Annotated in this window: 23 protein-coding genes and 1 pseudogene; 10 read left to right on the top strand and 14 right to left on the bottom strand. The window is 60.9% G+C overall.

Translation table 11 applies throughout. The features are described 5' to 3' along the window. Positions 1-105 precede the first annotated feature (105 nt). From ykgO to ACQY1P_RS18600, 4 genes are all read right to left on the bottom strand, one after another. Positions 106-231 carry a type B 50S ribosomal protein L36 gene (gene ykgO, locus ACQY1P_RS18615; protein WP_003497670.1) on the bottom strand — a complete coding sequence of 42 codons (126 nt, stop codon included), beginning with the start codon at positions 229-231 and terminating at the stop codon, positions 106-108. 144 nt (positions 232-375) lie between these two features. Then, a complete protein-coding gene (locus tag ACQY1P_RS18610) occupies positions 376-1,449 on the bottom strand; it encodes a 5-(carboxyamino)imidazole ribonucleotide synthase (RefSeq protein WP_430254820.1) in 1,074 nt (357 codons plus the stop codon). A gap of 8 nt (positions 1,450-1,457) precedes the next feature. Continuing rightward, positions 1,458-1,955 (bottom strand): 5-(carboxyamino)imidazole ribonucleotide mutase, encoded by a 498-nt coding sequence (gene purE / locus ACQY1P_RS18605; RefSeq protein ID WP_062582383.1) that lies wholly within the window; start codon positions 1,953-1,955, stop codon positions 1,458-1,460. A 21-nt stretch (positions 1,956-1,976) separates the two neighbouring features. Continuing rightward, positions 1,977-2,180: a YdcH family protein gene (locus ACQY1P_RS18600; protein ID WP_062461867.1), complete on the bottom strand. Its 204-nt coding sequence runs from the start codon at positions 2,178-2,180 to the stop codon at positions 1,977-1,979. Positions 2,181-2,409: 229 nt separating this feature from the next. On the opposite strand from ACQY1P_RS18600, the gene ACQY1P_RS18595 reads away from it, so the two are divergent. Further along, positions 2,410-2,586: a YdcH family protein gene (locus ACQY1P_RS18595; protein ID WP_082471995.1), complete on the top strand. Its 177-nt coding sequence runs from the start codon at positions 2,410-2,412 to the stop codon at positions 2,584-2,586. Between the two features lie 118 nt (positions 2,587-2,704). On the opposite strand, the gene ACQY1P_RS18590 is transcribed toward ACQY1P_RS18595, so the two are convergent. Together ACQY1P_RS18590 and ACQY1P_RS18585 are read right to left on the bottom strand one after the other, a co-directional pair. After that, positions 2,705-2,962, bottom strand: a complete 258-nt coding sequence (locus tag ACQY1P_RS18590) for an ArsR/SmtB family transcription factor (RefSeq protein ID WP_062460875.1) — start codon at positions 2,960-2,962, stop codon at positions 2,705-2,707. A 107-nt stretch (positions 2,963-3,069) separates the two neighbouring features. Further along, positions 3,070-3,855 (bottom strand): sulfite exporter TauE/SafE family protein, encoded by a 786-nt coding sequence (locus tag ACQY1P_RS18585; RefSeq protein ID WP_092659855.1) that lies wholly within the window; start codon positions 3,853-3,855, stop codon positions 3,070-3,072. Between the two features lie 136 nt (positions 3,856-3,991). Here ACQY1P_RS18585 and ACQY1P_RS18580 point away from each other — a divergent pair, with 136 nt between their 5' ends. Together ACQY1P_RS18580 and ACQY1P_RS18575 are read left to right on the top strand one after the other, a co-directional pair. Further along, positions 3,992-4,645, top strand: a complete 654-nt coding sequence (locus ACQY1P_RS18580) for a thiamine phosphate synthase (RefSeq protein WP_430254818.1) — start codon at positions 3,992-3,994, stop codon at positions 4,643-4,645. An 8-nt stretch (positions 4,646-4,653) separates the two neighbouring features. Further along, positions 4,654-5,781, top strand: a complete 1,128-nt coding sequence (locus ACQY1P_RS18575; protein ID WP_425503203.1) for a tetratricopeptide repeat protein — start codon at positions 4,654-4,656, stop codon at positions 5,779-5,781. A gap of 23 nt (positions 5,782-5,804) precedes the next feature. Here the strand turns inward: ACQY1P_RS18575 and ACQY1P_RS18570 are convergent, their stop codons facing one another. Further along, positions 5,805-6,161 carry a hypothetical protein gene (locus ACQY1P_RS18570; protein WP_062460866.1) on the bottom strand — a complete coding sequence of 119 codons (357 nt, stop codon included), beginning with the start codon at positions 6,159-6,161 and terminating at the stop codon, positions 5,805-5,807. A 208-nt stretch (positions 6,162-6,369) separates the two neighbouring features. On the opposite strand from ACQY1P_RS18570, the gene ACQY1P_RS18565 reads away from it, so the two are divergent. The 4 genes from ACQY1P_RS18565 (at position 6,370) to ACQY1P_RS18550 (ending at position 9,653) form a co-directional block, all read left to right on the top strand. Beyond that, positions 6,370-7,170: an inositol monophosphatase family protein gene (locus ACQY1P_RS18565; RefSeq protein WP_062461861.1), complete on the top strand. Its 801-nt coding sequence runs from the start codon at positions 6,370-6,372 to the stop codon at positions 7,168-7,170. Between the two features lie 154 nt (positions 7,171-7,324). Beyond that, entirely contained in the window at positions 7,325-8,395 is a 1,071-nt protein-coding gene (locus ACQY1P_RS18560) for a hypothetical protein (RefSeq protein ID WP_062460863.1), read from the top strand. 3 nt (positions 8,396-8,398) lie between these two features. Continuing rightward, the gene (locus ACQY1P_RS18555; RefSeq protein WP_062582385.1) at positions 8,399-9,430 is read left to right on the top strand and encodes a peptidoglycan -binding protein; all 1,032 of its coding nucleotides are present in this window, start codon (positions 8,399-8,401) and stop codon (positions 9,428-9,430) included. Position 9,431: 1 nt separating this feature from the next. After that, positions 9,432-9,653, top strand: a complete 222-nt coding sequence (locus tag ACQY1P_RS18550) for a hypothetical protein (protein ID WP_062460856.1) — start codon at positions 9,432-9,434, stop codon at positions 9,651-9,653. On the opposite strand, the gene ACQY1P_RS18545 is transcribed toward ACQY1P_RS18550, so the two are convergent. Continuing rightward, positions 9,654-10,928 (bottom strand): glucoamylase family protein, encoded by a 1,275-nt coding sequence (locus ACQY1P_RS18545; RefSeq protein ID WP_430254816.1) that lies wholly within the window; start codon positions 10,926-10,928, stop codon positions 9,654-9,656. Beyond that, a pseudogene (locus ACQY1P_RS18540) lies at positions 10,928-12,723 on the bottom strand (ABC transporter transmembrane domain-containing protein). Before ACQY1P_RS18540 ends, ACQY1P_RS18545 begins: the two are co-directional and overlap by 1 nt. Positions 12,724-12,911: 188 nt before the next feature. Between ACQY1P_RS18540 and rpmE the strand changes: the two are divergent. Then, positions 12,912-13,133 (top strand): 50S ribosomal protein L31, encoded by a 222-nt coding sequence (gene rpmE, locus ACQY1P_RS18535; RefSeq protein ID WP_062460846.1) that lies wholly within the window; start codon positions 12,912-12,914, stop codon positions 13,131-13,133. A 65-nt stretch (positions 13,134-13,198) separates the two neighbouring features. Beyond that, entirely contained in the window at positions 13,199-13,735 is a 537-nt protein-coding gene (locus ACQY1P_RS18530) for an AAA family ATPase (RefSeq protein WP_430254814.1), read from the top strand. Between the two features lie 56 nt (positions 13,736-13,791). Here ACQY1P_RS18530 and ACQY1P_RS18525 read toward each other — a convergent pair whose 3' ends face one another. The 3 genes from ACQY1P_RS18525 to ACQY1P_RS18515 all read right to left on the bottom strand — a co-directional run bounded on the left by ACQY1P_RS18525 (position 13,792) and on the right by ACQY1P_RS18515 (position 16,233). Then, positions 13,792-14,304, bottom strand: coding sequence for a DUF1465 family protein (locus ACQY1P_RS18525; protein ID WP_062461855.1), 513 nt, complete (start codon positions 14,302-14,304; stop codon positions 13,792-13,794). Between the two features lie 441 nt (positions 14,305-14,745). Then, positions 14,746-14,937 (bottom strand): DUF1192 domain-containing protein, encoded by a 192-nt coding sequence (locus tag ACQY1P_RS18520; RefSeq protein ID WP_062460843.1) that lies wholly within the window; start codon positions 14,935-14,937, stop codon positions 14,746-14,748. A gap of 18 nt (positions 14,938-14,955) precedes the next feature. Then, a complete protein-coding gene (locus ACQY1P_RS18515; protein ID WP_430254812.1) occupies positions 14,956-16,233 on the bottom strand; it encodes an MFS transporter in 1,278 nt (425 codons plus the stop codon). A 207-nt stretch (positions 16,234-16,440) separates the two neighbouring features. Here ACQY1P_RS18515 and ACQY1P_RS18510 point away from each other — a divergent pair, with 207 nt between their 5' ends. Beyond that, positions 16,441-16,605 carry a hypothetical protein gene (locus ACQY1P_RS18510; RefSeq protein ID WP_174196147.1) on the top strand — a complete coding sequence of 55 codons (165 nt, stop codon included), beginning with the start codon at positions 16,441-16,443 and terminating at the stop codon, positions 16,603-16,605. Here the strand turns inward: ACQY1P_RS18510 and ACQY1P_RS18505 are convergent, their stop codons facing one another. Together ACQY1P_RS18505 and ACQY1P_RS18500 are read right to left on the bottom strand one after the other, a co-directional pair. Next, positions 16,606-17,523 (bottom strand): PhzF family phenazine biosynthesis protein, encoded by a 918-nt coding sequence (locus ACQY1P_RS18505; RefSeq protein ID WP_430254810.1) that lies wholly within the window; start codon positions 17,521-17,523, stop codon positions 16,606-16,608. It abuts the gene before it with no gap. A 231-nt stretch (positions 17,524-17,754) separates the two neighbouring features. After that, positions 17,755-18,651 carry a fructose bisphosphate aldolase gene (locus ACQY1P_RS18500; RefSeq protein ID WP_113109778.1) on the bottom strand — a complete coding sequence of 299 codons (897 nt, stop codon included), beginning with the start codon at positions 18,649-18,651 and terminating at the stop codon, positions 17,755-17,757. Positions 18,652-18,803 lie beyond the last annotated feature (152 nt).

Raw genomic sequence — 18,803 nt, 5'->3', positions numbered from 1 at the left:
GGATAAAGTAATCCGCATGCGCCGAAGGTCAAACCCGAAATTTCACGCTACCGACAATTTGATCGTCTCAGGCGTGCCCGGACAAAACGTCGATATCAGCGCAAATCAGCCCTGGCGGGCCTTGAAGCGCGGGTTCTGCTTGTTGATGATGTAAACGCGGCCCTTGCGGCGAACCAGACGGTTATCGCGATGACGAGCCTTCAGCGCCTTGAGCGAGTTCTTGATCTTCATTGTACTGGTCCAGAAGTCTGTGGGCTCAAAGAGCCGCTTGTCTCTATCAATCGAAAGCGTGCCGCCTATCTGTCGACGAGGGGCGCGCTCAGGTTGGCGTGCAGATAACCCGTGGCTGGATGCGTGTCAACCTTGTGACGCACTTTATGACCGGGTTTTCCGCCCCTTCAGCTCCGTGACATGGCCCATTTTCCGGCCCGGACGGGATTCTGTCTTGCCGTAGAGGTGGACCAGCACGTCGGGCCTGGCGAGCCAGCCGGGCACGTCGAGGATGTCGTCGCCGATCAGGTTGGTCATCACGCAATCGGAATGACGGCGCGGATCGCCGAGGCTTGCGCCGGCCACCGCGCGGATATGCTGCTCGAACTGCGAGACCACGCAGGCAGCCTCTGTCCAATGACCGGAATTGTGCACGCGCGGTGCGATCTCGTTGGCAATCAGGGTGCCATCGGCCATCACAAAGAATTCCATGCCGATCACGCCGACATAGTCGAGGGCAGCGAGGAGCTTTTCGGCGGCACTGCGCGCGGTCTGCGCGGTCGTGTCTGGAATGGTCGCGGGCAGGGTGGAGGTATGAAGGATGCCGTTGCGGTGGATGTTCTCGGCCGGATCGTAGCAGGAGACCGTGCCATCCTTGGCGCGCGCGGCGATAATCGAGATTTCGCGCTCGAAGGGCACGAAGCTTTCGAGAACCATCGGCACCGAGCCGAGGTCCGCATAAGCGCCGTCGGCCTTGTCGTCGCTGGAGCGGAACACGCGCTGGCCCTTGCCGTCGTAGCCCATGCGGCGGGTCTTCAAGACACCCTTGCCGCCGAAGTCTGCAAGCGCTGCTTCGAGATCGGACTGGCTGTCGACGGAATGAAACCTTGCGGTCTCGATGCCGCAGCCGTTGAGGAACTGCTTTTCAACAATCCTGTCCTGCGCCACTTCCAGGGCCTTGGCCGGCGGGTAGACTGGAACCGACTGCTGCAGGAACTCGGCTGCCTCGACCGGTACGTTTTCGAATTCGTAGGTCACGACGTCGCAGCGGCTGGCGAGATCGGCCAGCGCCGTCCTGTCGTCGTAGGCCGCCGTGATCTGTTCGTTCGCGACCTGGGCGGCCGGGCAGTCGGCCTGCGGCTCAAGGATGATGATGAGGTAGTTCAGGCGTGCGGCAGCGATCGCCAGCATGCGGCCGAGCTGGCCGCCGCCGATTATGCCGATGGTGCGGATCGTCATGATGTTTCTCAGGGTGCTTCGTCGATGGGATATTCGGCGACCGATGCGGTGTGGTGCGCGCGATAGGCGTCGAGCCGGTCGGCAAGGTCATCGTCGGAAAGGGCAAGCACCGCTGCAGCAAGAAGGGCGGCATTGATCGCGCCGGCTCGGCCGATGGCCAGCGTGCCGACGGGAATTCCGGCCGGCATCTGGACGATCGAGTAGAGGCTGTCGGTGCCGCTCATCGTTTTCGACTGGACGGGCACGCCGAACACCGGAAGCGGCGTCAGGGCCGCCGTCATGCCCGGCAGGTGGGCAGCGCCGCCGGCACCGGCGATGATGACCTTGAAGCCCTCGTCGCGGGCGCTCTTGGCGAATTCGTACATCCGGTCCGGCGTGCGGTGTGCCGAGACGATCCGTGCTTCGTAACCGATGTCGAGCGTATCAAGCGTGTCGGCGGCGTTCTTCATGGTCTCCCAGTCGGACTGGCTGCCCATGATGATGGCGACTGCGGGTCTTTCTGACATTCCAGGCCCTTTAAGGTGAACTCAAGCGATGATGTCGGGAATGATCTGGTCTTCGATCTGGGTCATCCGGTCCTTGATGGCCAGCTTCTTCTTCTTCATGCGCTGGATGCGAAGAGCCTCACAGCCGACCTTGATCATGGCATTGATCGCGGCGTCGTAATCTTCGTGTTCCTGGCGAAGTTTCGCGAGTACCAGCCGGTTATCCGCCTGTTCCTGATCACGCATGCTCAGTCCCCATTCTTTACGCCGGCTTTTTGCAAACCCCGGCTTCATCCGCAAGCTCCTACCATCAAACCGCGTTAACTGGAAGTTAGCCGACGCCACGAATTTGCCGCTGAGAGACCATGATTTCTCCTTCGACAAAGCGGACCAACCGTGTCACACTTCTGTTGCAAACCTGAAGCCTTGGCTCAGAGGAGTGCCAAGGCAGGTACCTAAGGAAGGAACATGCCACATGACCGTCCAGGCGCATATCGCATCGCTTGAAAAGAAGCACGGCGACCTCGAAGAGGAACTCCAGTCCGTTCTCGCATCTCCATCCGCCGACGATCGTGAGATCGCAGAGCTCAAGCGCCGCAAGCTGCGCATCAAAGACGAGGTGGAGCGGTTAAAGACCGACACCCGTCATTAGGCGATCAAAAGCGCCACGCGCCTCACGTACATTCGTGAGAGGGTGCCCACAGCGGCACGATAAATTCCAAGACTAAAAGCAACAGTTCTGGTCGTAACGTCACAGTCGCGGCCAGAATTCACGTCCAGAACTGGTCGAGCCACAGGTTGAGCCGGGTGAAGCCGCTGCCGTTCACGGCATAGATGCGCCGCGTTCCCTCTGGTGTGACAGTCACGAGATCGCTGTCCAGCAGTGCTTTCAGATGCTGCGAGACGGCCGGCCTGCTGATCGGCAGTCCTTGTGCAAGTTCATTCACGGTTTTCGGCGCGCGTCTCAGCTCTTCGAGGAGATGGCGCCGGTTCGGGTCGGCAATGGCTGAAAACGGATCGAGTGTCATCGTTTGAAGCTAAGCATAACTTGACGAAGCATCAACCGTTTTCGTGTCTCGCGACCGGCGGAAGGCCTTATTGTAATTGGGTTTTTTATGATGTTCGGATGGACCGGTCAGATCGGCAGGCCGTCCCACAGAAGCTTTACGCCGGCAACGAGAGCGAGCGCGTAGGTCATCGGATAGAACACTTCCGACTTCAGATGCTTGACGATCGCGGCACCGAGCATGGTCGAGACCAGGGCTGCCGGCAGCAATGTCGCCGAGATCGTCAGGTTTTCGGCCCCCAATGCGCCAAGAAGGAAATAGGGGATGATCTTGACGGCGTTGACGATGGCGAAGAAGCGGATGCTGGCCCCGGTGTATTTCTTCGGATCCAGCTTCATCGGCAGAACGTAGATCTGGAAGGGCGGGCCTCCGGCATGCGCCACGAAACTGGCATAGCCCGACAGCGCGCCCCAGAACGTGGCGGCCGCCGGACGATGCGGCAGTGCGGCGGCCGGACGGTTCTTATCCGGGCCGTAGACCTGCCAGAAGTAGCGGAGGGCGAAGAAGATGGTTGCTGCCGCAATGACGATCCGCAATGCGTCGTCGGAGACATAGGCCGATGTTGCCCAGCCGAGCGCGATGCCGATGACACCGCCCGGCAGGATCATCAGCAGGGTTTTACTGTCGTTGAAATGGCGCCAGGACCAAAGCGCCACGATATCCATCAGGATCAGGATCGGCAGGAAGATCGCCGCCGCTTTGACCGGGTCGACGGCAAGCGACATCAGCGGCATGCCCATCAGGCCGATCGCGCCGCCAATGCCGCCCTTGGAAAGCCCGACCAGCATCACGGCGGGCACCGCTGCTGCAAAGAAGGCGAGGCTGAGCGTATCGGAGGAAAATATGTCTGGCATGGGCACTTCAGGCTTGCACCGTTGAGGCGGGCAGATGGGATGAGCGGTTGATTGCGCAATCCTTCCGGTCTATCGAATCATTCAAGAGAAAACGAGTGCGGATCGCCGGGTTGCGGTTCGCTGCATGGGAAGAAACATGAAGAAACAGGAAGAGCGTTGCCGTCTGGTGCTGATCGTGCCGCAGGATGCGGATGCGAAAGCGCAGGCGGACCGGTTGGAGAAGGCGCTTGCGGGCGGCGATGTCGCCTCGGTGATCCTGCCGCAATACGATGAAGACGATACCGCGTTCCAGGACCGCGCCCAACTCATGGTGCCGATGATCCAGGCTGCGGGTGCCGCAGCGCTGATCGCCGGAGACAGCCGCGTCGCAGGTCGCGTCAAGGCAGATGGCCTGCATATGGCCGGTTCGATGGAAGAGCTGGAAGAAACGATCGAGAAATTCAGCCCGAAGATGATCGTCGGCGCCGGTGGTGCATCCGAGCGTCACACGGCGCTCGAAGTGGGCGAGCGCCGCCCCGACTATATTTTCTTCGGCAAGCTCGATGGCGACATCAAGCCGGAGGCGCATCCGAAGAACGTCGCGCTTGCGGAATGGTGGGCTTCGATGGTGGAAATTCCCTGCATCGCCATGGGCGGCACGGACATTTCCTCGGCGCTCGAGGTTGCCGAAAACGGAGCGGAATTCGTGGCTTTGAGACTGGCTGTCTTCGATCATCCCGAAGGACCGCAGGAAGCAGTTCGACTGGTCAACGCCGATCTGGACGAAAAAGCGCCACGGTTTGAGGCTTGATGGTCTCTATGCCATCGATTCGTCGCGCCTCATCCACCGTCCTGATGCTTGCCGCCAGCCTTTCCGCGTCGGCCGTCTTGCCGCATTCGGCAATTGCGCAGGTGCAGCAACCCGGTGCGGTGGAGCAGGAGGGGCCGACGGCGGCGCAGTCGCGTCAAGTGGTGACGAGACCGGTCGCGCCGGATGCAATGGGCGTCGAACGCGGTGCACAGCCCGATGGCATCGTGCCGTCCGCCGGTGTCGAACTCTATCAGCGCATGGGCGTGACCTTGCCGCCACTGCCGCCGGAGAAGCCCTATACGGGCCCGATCGACGAGGCCTATGGTGCGTTCCAGCGCGGCTTGTACGTCAAGGCGCTCGATGTCGCACTGAAGCGTGCGTCGGCCGGCGATGCGGCGTCGCAGACGCTTGTCGCCGAAATGATGAGCAAGGGGCTCGGCATCAACCGCGACGCAAAGACCGCGGCCTTCTGGTACGGGCAGGCTGCCGAGCGCGGCGATCCTGCCGCCATGTTCCAGTATTCGCTTCTTTTGATGAGCGGCCGTTACGTGCCCGCCGACAAGAAGAAGGCCGACGACTATATGCGCAAGGCGGCGGAAGCCGGCAATTCATCGGCGCAGTTCAACTGGGGCCAGATCCTGGTGTCGGACAATCCCGGCGATAAAGGTTTCAAGCTGGCGTTGCCCTTCTACGAGCGGGCGGCAAAGCAGGGCGTGGCGGATGCGCAATATGCGGTGGCCCAGCTCTACGTGAACATGAAGGGCGTGCCCGAGGAGAAGAAGGCCGAGGCTCGCCGTTGGCTGGAGCGCGCGGCGAAGGCCGGGTTCGACACGGCGCAGCTCGACATGGGCATCTGGTTCGTCAACGGAGTCGGCGGCGAACGCAACTACGACAAGGGCTTCGAATGGCTGCGGATTGCGGCCCATCGCGGCAATGTGGTTGCCCAGAACAAGCTCTCGCATCTCTATATCGAGGCGCTGGGGACACGACCGAACCCGGTCGAGGCCGCCAAGTGGTATGTGCTTTCAAGGCGTGCCGGGTTGCAGGATGCGGCGCTTGAGGATTTCTACCTCGGCATCAACGACGAGCAGCAGCGCCAGGCGATCGACGCGGCGAACCGCTTCCGCCGCCAGTAGTCAACCGCCAGTAGTTCAAGTGGTCAGGCGGTTGCCTTCATCGCCGCCAGCGTGAACAGGGCGTGGCGGATGATAAAGCCGTGGGCAAGCGCCAGGATCAGCAGCGTTACCAGCCAGACGATCAGGTAGATGCCCGGCGAGGCCTTGATACGGCCGCCCATGCGGGGGCCAAGTGCGAACATGGCTGTCACGAAGAGCGCGCAGGCCGGCAGAAGCAGCAGCGCGATCATGGCCGGTGCCGTGCTGGTCGGTGTGCCGGTCAGGGTGAAGTGGATCGGCAACTGGGTATCGGCCGGCAGCGCCGAGATCAGACCCAGCGACAGCATGGTCATCACGCCCACAAGTCCGAGGCTGATGCCGAATGGCAATGCGATCTTCACGGTGATACTCCTAAAATCTCGATAGCCGGCGTTCTGGCAGATCGCAGGCAGGCGGGCAATGTCGCATTTTGTCCGTTCACGCGGGCTTTGTCGGCTTCGACTTGAATTTCCCTTGGTTTTGTGGTCTTGAACCGGCCAATCAAGACAATTCGCCACAGACACGTCCCGGCTGATGCATGTTCGGGACCATACGATCAGGATTTCCCGCATGGCCCGCTCAGCCCTTCTCAACGTCATGGTTCAGGCCGCCCTCAAGGCTGGCAAGTCGCTCTCCAGGGATTTCGGCGAAGTTCAGAACCTGCAGGTTTCGGTCAAGGGACCGGGCGATTTCGTGACCCAGGCGGATCTCAAGGCGGAAAAGATCGTCCATGACGAGCTGATGAAGGCGCGCCCGACCTACGGCTTCCTCGGTGAGGAAAGCCAGGAGGAGAAGGGCACGGACGGCGCCCATCGCTGGATCGTCGATCCGCTCGACGGCACGACCAACTTCCTGCACGGCATTCCGCAGTTCGCGGTGTCGATCGCGCTGGAGCGCAATGGCGAAATCGTCGCCGGCGTGATCTTCAACCCGGGCACCGACGAACTCTATACGGCAGAAAAGGGCGGCGGCGCGTTCCTGAACGACCGTCGCATTCGCGTTGCCGCACGCCGGGTCCTGTCCGATTGCGTGGTTGGTTGCGGCGTGCCGCATCTCGGCCGCGGCGATCACGGCAAGTTCCTGGTCGAACTGCGCCATGTGATGGGCGAAGTGGCGGGCGTTCGTCGCCTTGGCGCTGCGTCGCTTGATCTTGCCTATGTCGCTGCCGGTCGCTTCGACGGTCACTGGGAAATTGGTCTTTCGCCGTGGGACATTGCTGCCGGCCTCGTCCTCATCCGCGAAGCGGGCGGCTTTGTCAGCGACATCAAGGGCTCGACCGACATGTTCGGCACCAAGAGCATTGTTGCCGGCAACGAGCTGATCCAGAAGGCGCTGCTGGAAGTTTCCAATCGTCCGGTTCCGTCGCGCTGATTGCTGATGCGGTGACGGCCGGAGTGCTGCTTGTCATTTGAAATGGCGAGGAAAAAACTTCGGCTTGTCCCGGTCTTTGCACCGTGGCGACACTTCAATTCGTCGCAATTTTGCTCTAGCCTCCGCGCGACGCGACCCAGAGGCGAGGCTTATTATGGCGAATGCGACAGTGGACGATCTGGACGAAACTGAAGCTAACCGCCGCCGTTTTACCGAAAAGCTTTCCAACCCGGCTTCCTTCCTCTGGACGATGCTGATCTTCCTGATCATCGTCGGTTTTGTCTGCTCGATCCTGTACCGCCAGGCCGCACAAGCGTTCCAGACCAATCCGGGTCTGAACGGTCTGATCCTCGGCGTCCTGTTGATCGGTATCGTCCTGGTTTTCCTGCAGGTCATCGGCCTCATTCCGGAAGTGCGCTGGTTCAACTCGTTCCGCGCTGCCGGCACCGTCGACAAGGTGGGCCGCGAGCCGAAACTTCTGGCGCCGATGCGCTCGCTGATCGGTGGTCGCCGCAAGACGGCGCTTTCGACCGCAACCTTGCGCTCCATTCTCGATTCGATCGGCACCCGCCTCGACGAATCTCGGGATACGTCCCGTTACCTGATCGGGCTCCTGGTGTTTCTCGGCCTGCTTGGCACGTTCTGGGGCCTGATCGGCACGATCGGCTCGATCAGCGACGTCATCGGTGCGCTCGATCCGGGCGCCGGCGGCTCCAACGACATTCTGTCGGCTATCAAGACCGGTCTTGCGCAGCCGCTTGCCGGTATGGGCACGGCGTTCTCCTCGTCGCTGCTCGGCCTCTCGGGCTCGCTGATCCTCGGCTTCCTCGATCTCCAGGCAGGACGTGCCCAGAACCGGTTCTATACGGAACTCGAAAATTGGCTCTCATCGGTGACCGATACGGGATCGGACGCGCCGGTTGCGGCGGCAGGGCTTTCAGCTGGTTCCTCTGGCGAATTCAAGACGCTTGCCGACGAGCTGCGCAAGATTGCGGCGGCTCAGGGCAGAACCGGCAGCGGTGATGTCCAGCAGAACGAGAAGTCGCTTGCTGCCATGGCAAACCTTGCCGAAGGCATTCAGGGGCTGGTCAAGAACATGCGCAACGAGCAGCAGATGCTGCGCGACTGGATCGAGGCGCAGCAGGAAGAATCGAAGGCCCTGCGGCGCACGCTGGACCGGCTCTCCGACAAGATCGGTCAGTCCGACAAGATCGGGAGCAAGTAGACCATGGCGCTGGGCAAGAACCGTCGCCGCCAGCACGGCGTGGACTACTGGCCGGGCTTCGTCGACGCGCTGACCACGCTTTTGATGGCGATCATGTTCCTGCTGACGGTGTTCGTGCTGGCGCAGTTTCTGCTCACCCGCGAGATTTCCGGTCGCGACGAGGTTCTGAACCGGCTGAACAGCCAGATCGCGGAACTGACAGAGCTTCTGGCGCTGGAAAAGGGCAACAATCAGGATATCGAAGACCAGCTCGCCAACCTGCAATCGTCGCTGGCGGTTGCTGAAAGCGACCGGTCGCGGCTGCAGCAGCTTCTCAACCAGGGCAGTGGTGCAAGCGACGCGGCCAATTCCCGCGTGACCACTCTGACGGGTGAACTCTCCAACGAGCGGCAGGTTAGCGCCCGGGCGATGAGCCAGATCGAGCTTCTCAACCAGCAGATCGCGGCGCTGCGGGCCCAGATCGCCGCCGTCGAACAGGCGCTGCAGGCGTCGGAAACGAAGGACGCCAACTCGCAGGCGCAGATTTCGGATCTTGGTCGTCGCCTCAACGTGGCGCTTGCGGCCCGCGTACAGGAGCTCAATCGCTACCGCTCCGACTTCTTCGGGCGTCTGCGTGAGATTCTCTCCGATCGCGAAAACATCCGCATCGTCGGCGATCGGTTCGTGTTCCAGTCGGAAGTTCTCTTCCCGATCGGCGGCAACGAACTCGATGCTGCCGGTCTCGTGGAGATGGACAAGCTTGCCGCCGCACTGCTCGATCTCGCCAAGGAAATTCCGGCCGAGATCAACTGGGTGCTGCGGGTCGACGGACATACGGACAACGCGCCGCTTTCCGGCACCGGGCGCTACCGCGACAACTGGGAGCTTTCGTCTGCGCGCGCGACGTCCGTGGTCAAGTATCTGATCTCGAAGGGCGTGCCGGCCAACCGCCTGGTGGCCGCGGGCTTTGGCGAGTTCCAGCCGATCGCGGCTGGCGATACGCCGGATGCTAGAAACCAGAACCGCCGCATCGAACTGAAGCTTACCGAACGCTGACATGACCTACAGCAAACCCGACATCGACGCGATCGCCAAGGCGGTGGCAGATACGCCTCGCCGCGACAATACCGCCTATCACGAGGCGATGGCGCAGGCGCGGCGGGCGTTCGAGGAGGCGCAGGCTGCGTTCGGCGAGCAATCGGTGCAGCTGAAGATGAAGACCAAGATCAAGCGCAACGGTGATCATGTCGTCAAATGGACGTTCAAACGCGCGAAGTGATCAGGTGCCGACGTTTTTGTGCATAGGCGGAGTGGCCGGATAGCGGAATCCCAGCCGGTCGAGGCCGCGGCGCACTTCCGGAGCGGCCATGAACAGTTTCCACAACAGACCCGAGCGGTGGTTCTCGATCATCGCGACGATCGGACCCTGGTCGATAGCGATGTAGGTCGATGCGACCCAGCCTGTCTTCGGCGCAAACGCGTCGGCGAAGCCGAAGCGGTTGACCAGCCGTCCGTTCTCGTAGGCAAGGAGCGCGCGCAAGGCTTCTTCCGCATGGCCGGGCACGAAAGGAAAGCTCGACAGTGCTGCAGACGGTGCAATCGCGCCGAAATCGACCAGCGGCGAATTGGCGGCGTAGCCGGCCTGGGCTTCCGATGCCGTCAGGCCCCAGACGCCGGCTGCGGCATATTCCGGCACCGTCAGGCAATAGGCGCGATTGATCCGTGAATGCGCGACCGCCTGGCGCCAGTAATCGGCGTAGCGATCGGACAGGCCGCGTGGATTGAGCGCACAGAAGGAATATTGCGACAGGAACAGCGGCCCGCCCATGGGTTCGCCCAGCGGCAGCTGTATGCCGAAATATTCTTCGCCGTTCTTCATAGCGCCGTTGCGTGCCCATCCGCAGTGATAGTTCTGCGGATCGATCGGAAACGTGTCCGACCCGGCGGCAAAGACATAGGTTGAAAGCGCCTCATTCCAGCCGGTGATCGGCAGGTTCATCGCCCACTCGTTGATCGGGCTCCAGTGCCAGTAGATCGGGCCGTCGGTCTTGCCGCGGGTGTACCAGGTCCACTCGACCTCGTCGAACAGCCGGGTGATCGCGGTGCGCAGCGATTTCTCGGAAATGGTCTCTGCCGCGAAATATTCACGCGCGCAGATCAGGCCCTGTAGGAGAAGCGTCGTTTCGACGATGTCGCCCCCATCATCCAGCGCAGAAAACGGAATCATTGCGCTGGTAGCGGGATTGATGAAGTGAGAGAACGCGCCGTGGTAGCGCGGTGCCAGTTCGAGGCTCTCGACAATCGTGGTAATGCGAACCAGCGCCTCGTCGCTGGTGATCCAGCCGCGCTCGCAGGCGACCAGAATTGCCATCAGACCAAAGCCCGTGCCGCTGATCGAGATCGCATCGATGCCGGGTGTGCCGTCGAGAAGGCATTTGTCATAAGGGAGACCGCTCTGCGGATGGGCACCATCCCAGAAATACCGGAAGGTGCGCTGCTGAACGTCATCGAGCAGACTATCCAGATCTGCGGAGATGATGGGGGTCGCGTCCATCAGATCGCGCTGACGGAAGTTTGCTCGAGATCATGGAATTGCAGCCGCGCGAGCTTGGCATAGAGACCGCCAGCCGCCACCAGGCTCTGGTGCGTGCCTTCCTCGACGACGCGACCGTTTTCCAGGACCAGGATCCGGTCGGCTTTCAACACCGTCGCAAGGCGATGGGCGATGACGAGCGTGGTGCGGTTGCGCATGAGACCGTCGAGCGCCTTTTGCACCAGTGTTTCGCTTTCCGCATCGAGCGCCGAGGTGGCTTCGTCGAGCAGCAGGACCGGAGCATCCTTCAGGATCGCGCGGGCGATAGCAATCCGCTGGCGCTGGCCGCCGGACAGGGTGATGCCGCGTTCGCCGGCGAGCGTGTCATAGCCGTTGTCGAGCTTCGCGATGAACTCGTCCGCCTGTGCGGCGATTGCTGCTGCACGCACGGCGTCGCGAGTCGCGTTCGGGACGCCGAAGGCGATGTTGTCGTGGATGGAGGCCGCAAAGATCGTCACGTCCTGCGGTACGATCGCAAGCCGTGAGCGGATGTCTTCAAGGGTCGCATGGCGGAGGTCGACGCCGTCGAGGCGGATCGATCCGGCTGTGGGATCGTAGAAGCGCAGCAGCAGCGAAAAGATCGTGCTCTTGCCGGCACCGGAGGGACCGACGATGGCGACAGTTTCTCCCGGTGCCACATGCAGGGAAAGCGCATTGAGCGTGATGGCGCTGACGCGTGCCGGATAGGCGAACGAGACGCTGTCGAACGCGACATCGCCGAGCGGGGGTGAGGGGAGCGCTTTCGGGTGTTCCGGGTCACGCACGGCGGACACTTCATCCAGCAGTTCGGACAGCCGTTCGGCGGCGCCGCCTGCAGACGACAGTTCGCCCCAGACTTCCGACAGTGTGCCGAGCGAGCTTGCCGCAATCACCGAATAGAGCACGAACTGGCCGAGCGTGCCCGGTGTCATCGTGCCGGCAAGCACGCTCTGGGCGCCGTACCAGAGGACGCCGACGATCGAGCCGAAGATCAGCACGATGCCGAAGCCGGTCAGAAGCGCTCGGGCGCGGATCGACTTGCGGGCGGCCTCAAAGGCATTCTCGACTGTGTCGCTGTAGCGCGAGGTGGCGACAGCCTCGCCGGTGAAGGCCTGAACGGTGCGTGTGGCGCCGATCGTTTCGGCTGCATATGCCGAGGTCGCGGCCAGCATGTCCTGTGCGGCGCGCGACCGGCGGCGCACCGAGCGGCCGAAGCCAACGAGGGGGAACACGATCAGCGGGATGGCGCCAAGCGCCAGAGCCGAGAGTTTAGGGCTCGTATAGACCATCATGCCCATCGCTCCGAGACAGAGGATGGTGTTGCGCAGGGCCTGCGATGCGGCAGAACCAAAGGCGGACTTGATCTGGGTCGTATCGGCGGTCAGTCGCGAGACGATCTCGCCGGACTGGTTGACGTCGAAGAAGGAAGCAGACAAACGCGTCACATGCGAAAAGACCTCACGGCGAAGATCCGCCACCACGCGCTCGCCGATGGTGATCACATAATAGTAGCGCATGCCGCTTGCGATCGCGAGAAGCACCGCCAGAACGAACAGCATCACGAAATAGTTGTTGATGAAATGCCCGTCAGATGACGCGAATCCATGATCCACCATGCGGCGGACGGCCAGCGGCAGCGCAAGTGTGGTGCAGGCGGCAAGGACGAGAAAAAAGTCGCGCCGGCGACCATGGCTCGATAGCGGGAAAGATAGGGGAGCAGTCGGGAAAGCGGCTTGAGACTGCGGTTTTTCTTCTGATTTTCTCGGCTTTCGGCCATGTCGTCTCCATGGCCCCCGGGCAGCGGAATCTCAGCCTTTCGGGGACTTGTACTTGCGGCGCCCTTCCTGTATAGGCTCCGCATCCAATTGGGAAGCCGTGACCGCGCCGGTTTGCGGCTTCATTCATTAAAGACGGTTCTTGCTCGCGCAATGCGACGAATGGACCTCGCAGAGCAGGAATATCGACATGAAGGCTGGCATCCATCCCGACTACCACAAGATCAAGGTCGTCATGACCGACGGTACCGAATACGAGACGTTCTCGACCTGGGGCACCGAAGGCGCCACCATGAACCTCGAAATCGACCCGACGTCGCACCCGGCCTGGACCGGCGGCAACCAGCAGATGCTGGACCGCGGTGGCCGCGTTTCCAAGTTCAACAAGCGTTTCGGCGGTCTCGGCCTCTAATCGCTTTTTGCATTTTGACAAAAGAAGCCTGGCGAAAGCCGGGCTTTTTTGTTTTTCTAGGAGGCATGGAGGAGAAGGCCAACTGTCTGTCCAAGCTACCGCTTCCGCTCTGCCGCGTGCTCATTTTCGGCAATGGCGGATCGGGTAAGACGTGGCTTGCGACAAGGATGGGGGAGGCGCTCGGCCATCACCCGATTCATCTGGACGACGTCCACTGGGAGCCGGGACGTTACGGCATCGCCCGTGACAGGCAGGTCGTTGACGACGACGTTTGCCGGATTGCAGCACAGGATGTCTGGCTGATCGAGGGCGTCTATGGCCGGCTTGCCAGTCTCGCCATCACCCGGGCAACGACGCTGATCTTCCTCGACATCGCCGACGACGTCTGCCTCGAAAACATTCGCCATCGCGGTCTTCAGGGTGGGGGAAGCGTTGCGTCCTTCGAAGAGCTACTCCATTGGGTGGCGGGCTATCGCTTCCGACACAACAACTGGAATTCATTCGAGGCGCATGACCGGATGTTCAGCGCCTTCGAGGGCCCGAAACACCGGCTGGACTGTCGTGACAGTGTCAACGCCTATCTGGCGTCGCTATCTCCATAGTTCCAAACGCAAAAAGGCAGGCCAATGCCTGCCTTTGGACTGTCGACGTTCAGATCTCAGCCACCAAATGCGGTGTGAAGCAGGTTCTGCTGGGCGCGAACGCTGTTTTCGTTGTCGGAGATGACAACGGCTTCCGGGGCGCGATAGATTTCGCGGTCCAGAAGAGCGACGCGGTTCTGCAAACGAAGCGAGCGTTCGACAAGATCACGGAAGCTTTCCGGCAGATCGAGCCAGCCCGGAGCGTTGCGATCGACATTGAAGCCGTCGAGACGCACCTTGCTCTTTTCCGAAAGCACCTGATCGCGGCTCATCTCGCCGTTGTTGACGGCACGCTGAAGCAGAAGCCACGATGCCATCTGCATCAGGCGAGTCGTCAGACGCATGGATTCAGCTGCATACAGAACCGAGGCCATGCGCGGCAGAACCTTGGATGCAGCACGACCCTGACCGTCCAGATAGCTTGCTGTCTCTTCAACAAGAGCCATGCCTTCGGAGTATAGTGACTTGAACTGGGCAGAGCTTGCGGCGCGGCCCGCAAAACTCACTGTGTTCAATCCCTGCTCGGACATCGAATTCATTCCTGCTAATGCTTTCTTACTCAGGCAATGGCGAAGTGGCTCAAAAAGTTCCATCTGGCCCGCTGAATGAAGTGAACATGATCCTTATACTGGAAATCCGCAAGGCGTTTCTTAATGAAAGGTTAATACCCACAGGAACCGGTAAACGCCCTCGATCTTCTTGAAATGAAACAGATCTTGCGAAAGCGCAAGTCCCCTGAAAATGGCCTTTGGCACGGGTTTTTGATTGCTGCGTGAGCTTGTACGGACTGACAGCCAAAAAAAAGAGCCGCAAAAGCGGCTCTCAAGGTAAAACAGGGAGAAATCAGACCATTCGCCGAGCGGTGAAACTGTCTGAGTCCGGCAGAACCGAACATCGCTATATTCTCTGTTAATGATTAATGTTTGCTTAAGATTGATCGTGGTTTTGCGGTTTATTCTTAGTCCGGCACATCAGGTCCGGAAAAAGCTGTCAGCGGCCTTGCGACCCTCAGCCTTCCTCGCCTTCTCTGCTTCCAGTCTCGCGATCTCTTCCTGCAGGATGGTGATGCGCGTCTGCAGTTCGTCCGCAGAGAGCAGCGAGAGATCGGCGCCGATCTCGTGGGCTGCGGGTTTCTTCGGGCGGTCGTCGTCAAGAAATGACATTTCAAGGCTCCTTGGCCGTTATGGCGTCGTCTGCTGTTCAGACGCGGCTGCATCCTTGGGTCTTGCGCGCGGATCGAGCGAGAGGCCCTCGGGTGTCGCGAGTGGTCCGTTGGTTCCTGTCACCGTCGTGTAGGCGTCGCGTTCGCCGGCAGGGACGGGTGCGCGCTGCCGGCTTCGGACGATCGCATAGACGGTGATCAGCAGATGGGCGACAGCCGTGACGCCAAACAGAGCGTGCGGGCCGGCCCAGGTCATGACAGGACCTCCGAGCGTCGGGCCGATGATCGTCCCGATGCCGTAAAGAAGCAACAGGCCGCCGGAGACCTTTACGAAGTCCTCGGGCTGGGCGAAGTCGTTGGCATGGGCAACGGCGATCGGGTAGAGCGCGTTTGCGGCGGCGCCGTAGGTCGCGACGAGGATAACGATCGTGTAGACGTTGGTCGGCGCAACCAGCACAACGGCAAGGCCTGCCAGAGCACTGACGCCGGAGAGGACTGCAAGGACATGACGGCGGTCCAGCCTGTCCGACAACCGGCCCGCCGGAAACTGCATGATCGCGCCGGCAAAGATGGTGATCGAGACCATTGCGGCGACCGATCCCTTGTCGAGGCCGACCTTGGTGGCGAACACGGCGCCGAGGGTGCCATAGGCGCCGTTGGCGATGCCGACCAAGAGAATGCCTACGCAGGAGATCGGCGAGTTTCGAAACAGTCCCTTGAGATCCAGCCGCGCGCGTTTCAGCGGTTGTGGTGACGCAGCCTTGGACAGCGTCGTCGGCAGGGCGGCGATCGAGTAGAGGATGCCGCAGACCATGAACAGTGTCGGCAGCGTCACATCGGCAAACGGCACCATCAACTGGCCACCGACAACGCCGAACAGGGTGATGGAGATATAGAAGGAAAAGATCGTGCCCCGGTTTTCCGGTGTGGCACGTTCGTTGAGCCAGCTTTCGATGATCATCGACGTACCGGCAGTGCAAAAGCCGGTGATTGCCCGCAGGATGAGCCACGCGACGTCATCGACCAGCAGGCCGGTCATAAGCACGTTGAGGCAGATCAGGGCCAGAAAGCCGGAGAAGGCCCGAACGTGCCCGATGCGGCGCACGACATTCGGTGCCACGAAGCAACCGATGACGAAGCCTGAGGCCCAGGTTGTGCCGAGCAGGCCGAGAACCTCGTTCGAGTAGCCTTCGATCGAACCGCGCACCGGCAACAAAAGACCCTGCAGGCCATTGCCGAGGAACAGAAAGAGCGTACCAGTGAGGAGGGCGAGAACGGGAAGGAGATTACGGCTCATCGTCTATACTGTCAGCTCTCTTCGTGGTCGGTGATCCGCCCTGCCGTGCCGGAGCGATGTTGCGCAGACCGGCACAGGACGTTAACGAAGGTAAGGCAGATCAGAGATCATGACGCAACAGACCCCGATTCTCCTCCCGGTCTAACTGTGGTGGAGAGCAAAAATGTCCAGCCTGTGGCGAGCCTTTGAAACAGTGACGAAAGACAGATGACAAAAACAATCTCCGTCCTGTTGATGCTGGCCATGGTCGTGCAGATCATCAAGCCATTGAACCTCCCGGGCCTCAGGCGCCGGATGGATTTCTGGAAGCTGGCGCTGGTCGCCTTCGCGCTCTGGTCCTTAGCACTGCTGCTGCGCGAGTTCGTCGGCTGATTACAGCTCGATCCGGCCGCTCATCACCTTCACGCAGCTTCCGCTGATCCGCACATCGGTGACGCGACCCTGTCTTTTGACCATGGCGAGCTCGATCACGCTGCGGCGGCCCATCTCCACACCCTGTTCGACGGTCATGCGGATATCGGCGTCAGTTTCAGGGGCAAGCGTCGCGAGGAACGCGCCGAGCGCTGCAGACGCGCTACCCGTTGCCGGGTCTTCCGGCACATTGTCGAGCGGTGCGAACATGCGGGCACGGATATGCAGGGGATCCTTGGCATCACGGACATAGAGAAACAGCGAAAACTCCATCTGATCGCCCGGGCTGATCTCGGCCGCGCGATGGAATGACGTGAGATCCGGCCTGGCCGCGGCGAGCGCCTGCAGGCCGTCCAACTCAGCAATTGCGAATGGCAAGCCGACCGATGCGAAGACGGGTGCGTGATTGTGCGTGACGACATGCCCGACGCCGATCGATGCGCAGTCGGCGATACGTTCAGGTTCGATCTCGGCGCCCAGTTCAAGTGGCCGCGGTGCCCGGATGGTTGCGCCGACAACCACATCGCCCTCCCGGATCAGGTCGATCTCGACCAGTCCGGCGATTTCCTCGAAGCGGAGCGTGTTGCCTGAAGCGTTGCCGAACAGGTCGGGCAGGTTGCCAAGGACGAAGGCAGTTCCGACATTCGGATGGCCGGCAAAGGGAACCTCTGTCGTCGGCGTGAAGATGCGCACGCGCGCCGTGTTGGCTGGATTGTCCGGTGGAAGCACGAACGTGGTTTCGGAATAGCCGAACTCCGTTGCGATCGCCTGCATCTCATCGCCCGAAAGGCCGCGGGCGTCTGTGATGACCGCAAGCGGATTGCCGAAGAAGCGCTGGTCGGTAAAGACATCGACGGTGACGAAATCGGCAACAGGCATGGACAGGCTCCTCAGTTGAGGCCCCACTTCTAGAGCCTGCGATCTCCCATCACCAGACAATGGTTTTGATGGAAGACATCAATCCTGATTGTCTGGGCAGGGTCTGGAAACGAGAAAGGCCGCACCCCCCGGTGCGGCCTCTTCCTCCCGTGAAAAGGGCCAGAGCTATTAAAGCTGAGGCGGCCTTTTCCAGGTTCGTGTTCCCGATGCCGCAGCATCAGGGTTAGAGCATCAGGCCTTGTTGACGCTTGCGGAATAGATCCCGTCGATGGTTTCAGCCAGGCTCGCGTCGAAATCTGCATCGCTCATCGATACGCGCAGGTTTTCGGTGAGCGCGCGCGAGAAGCTCGCGATCATGTCGCGGTTGTGGCTGAGCTTTTCGCAGGCGTCGGCACGGCTGTAGCCGCCGGACAGGGCGACGAGGCGAACGACCGACTTGTGAGCGGCAAGATCCGCATAGAAGTCGGCGACCGTTGGGATCGTTACCTTCAGCATCACGTCTTCGCCCGGACCGAGCGTGTCGAGCTGCTGGGCGATCTCGTCGCGCAGGATAGTCTCAGCTTCAGCCTTGGTCGGGCTGTTAATGAGGATCTCCGGTTCGATGATCGGAACGAGGCCCTGTGCGATGATCTGGCGCGCGACTTCGAACTGCTGCTGCACGACGTCAGCGATGCCGGCCTTGTCGGCAGAGGCAATCACCGAGCGCATCTTTGTGCCGAAAATTCCCTTTTCGCGGCCGCGGATCAGGAGAGCGTCAAGATCGGGCATCGGCTTCATCAGCTGCACGCCGTTTTCTTCGGCAGCAAGGCCCTTGTCGATCTTCAGGAAAGGGACGACGCCGCGCTTTTCCCAGAGGTAGGAGGGAACAGGTTCGCCATCGACATCGCCATCCATGGTGCGCTCGAAGAGGATGGCGCCGACGACCTTGTCGCCTGTAAAGGCCGGTGCCTTCATGATGCGGGCGCGCATGGCGTGCATCAGGCGGAACATCTCTTCGTCGCCCTGGTATTCGGTTTCGGCAATGCCGTAGAGCAGCAGCGCTTTGGGTGTCGAACCACCGCTCTGATCAAGCGCCGCAATGAAACCGGGCGCCGACCTGACTTTGTCCAACATCTTCGCGTCTACCATAATCGCTCCTATCCCTCACAATGGCGCGTTGCGCGCTTATGCCCATTCAATCTTCGGAAAATCCGATATTAAAAGCAATATCCGAAGTTCTCTCCCGCCGATAACAGAAGTTCTTTTAAAGGGAAATGATGCTCTAAGCCATTGAAACGATT

The sequence above is a fragment of the Neorhizobium sp. DAR64872/K0K18 genome (assembly GCF_050500175.1).
GTDB classification, from domain to species: Bacteria; Pseudomonadota; Alphaproteobacteria; order Rhizobiales; family Rhizobiaceae; genus Neorhizobium; species Neorhizobium soli.
Note: the sequence above shows the minus strand (reverse complement) of the source record. Positions and strands in the feature narration are given on the sequence as shown.